This window comes from Allomuricauda sp. CP2A (assembly GCF_001683915.1).
Classification (GTDB): domain Bacteria; phylum Bacteroidota; class Bacteroidia; order Flavobacteriales; family Flavobacteriaceae; genus Flagellimonas.
In genome coordinates, this window is record NZ_LXTT01000051.1 from 1 (window position 1) to 690 (window position 690).

Annotated in this window: 1 protein-coding gene; it reads right to left on the bottom strand. The window is 36.8% G+C overall.

Annotated elements, in window-relative coordinates:
• Nucleotides 1–49: 49 nt before the first annotated feature.
• Nucleotides 50–673 (bottom strand): phosphoadenosine phosphosulfate reductase family protein, encoded by a 624-nt coding sequence (locus A7D14_RS06710; protein WP_067031829.1) that lies wholly within the window; start codon nt 671–673, stop codon nt 50–52.
• Nucleotides 674–690: the final 17 nt, after the last annotated feature.

The following is a 690-nucleotide window of genomic DNA, read 5'->3' on the forward strand; positions in this document are numbered from 1 at the left end:
ATTTAATAGGTTTACTCATAAAATTTTATTGCACTATTTTTTGGTAGTCTTATTGTAAATGAATTCCACATTCCCTGGTTTCCAATGCTTTGACTGGATCAAAATAGGTGCTGTTTTTTGGCAGGTTATGCTCTTCCAGATACTTATCCAAATCATCATCGGTCCAATAATAAAAGGGACTTATCTTCAGGATACCATCCTTACTATAGCTCAAAATATCTTTAGAGCTTCTCAACTCCGTTTGCCGTATTCTTATATTGGAAAACCAAATATCCGGCTTAAAATCGGCCAAAGCCCTTCGAAAGGGTTCAAGTTTAACAATCTCGGAAAACTCAGCGTGTTCGGGTTGATCAATAGAGGGAAAACCCAAGCGATGTTCGGTAAAAGCCTTGGTTTCCTTTGGAACATAAGTGTTTAGATTAAGATTGAGCAAAGAGGTCAAGTATGCCGCATGCTCATATGTTTCAGGCAAATTATAGCCCGTATCACACCAAACCACATTAATCCCAGGATCAATACTATGGAATGTATTTAGGAGAACAGCTGAGTATTTGCCAAAGCTTGTGGTAACAATTCTTCTTTTTGACAATTGTAATGCCCAACTGATGATTTCCTCGGGAGGTATTCCTCTAAATTGCCTATTATAATGATCTATATTGATATTTAGCGCCATATTATATAATGTCTATC